This is a genomic window from Martinezella calliandrae (assembly GCF_030272695.1).
In the GTDB taxonomy this organism is placed as follows: domain Bacteria; phylum Pseudomonadota; class Alphaproteobacteria; order Rhizobiales; family Rhizobiaceae; genus Rhizobium; species Rhizobium calliandrae.
The window spans coordinates 1-649 of the sequence record NZ_JARFYN010000187.1 but is presented as its reverse complement, the minus strand read 5'-3'; the positions used below and the strand labels follow the sequence as shown (position 1 = coordinate 649).

Sequence of the window (649 nt, the reverse complement as noted above, 5' to 3'; positions counted from 1 at the left end):
CGGCAGGATGTCGATGCGGCCGATCGGCTGGCCTGCATCGGCGACCATCGCCCGCAGCAGCGTCAAAAGATAACCACGCTGCCGCGCGATCGTCGCTTCATCGAACAGCGCGCTCGCATAACCCAGCGTTCCGGCGATGATCTCGTCATGCTCGCAAAGGTTCAGTTCGAGATCGAACTTGACCTGATCGAACCCCTCCCCCGCAGCCTCGACGCTCAGCCCCGGCAGGTCGAAGGACCCACCGGCATCGTTCTCCCAGGCCAACCCGACCTGGAACAGCGGGGTGTGATCAAGAGCCCGGGGTGGCTTGGCGATCTCCACCACCTGCTCGAACGGCAGGTCCTGATGCTCCTGTGCCGCCAGCGCAGTGCGCCGCGTCCGGTCCAGAAGCTCGGCGACGCTCGGCGTGCCCGACAGGTCCAGCCGCAGCGCCAGGGTGTTGACGAAGAAGCCGATCAAGTCTTCGATCTCGCGCCGGCCGCGATTGGCGCTCGGCACACCGATGACAAGGTCGTCCTGCCCCGACAGGCGCGACAGCACCGCCGCCCAGGCCGTCAGCACCGTCATGAACAGCGTCGTGCCATGCTGCCGGCTCAGCCGCTTCAGGTCGCGCGTCAGCTCCGCATCGATGACAACGGGAACATTGGCT

At 66.1% G+C, this 649-nt stretch carries 1 protein-coding gene; it reads right to left on the bottom strand.

Translation table 11 applies throughout. The annotated features are described in order from the left end of the window. Positions 1–649: condensation domain-containing protein (locus tag PY650_RS36640; protein WP_285884995.1), on the bottom strand; the 649-nt coding region annotated here is incomplete at both ends.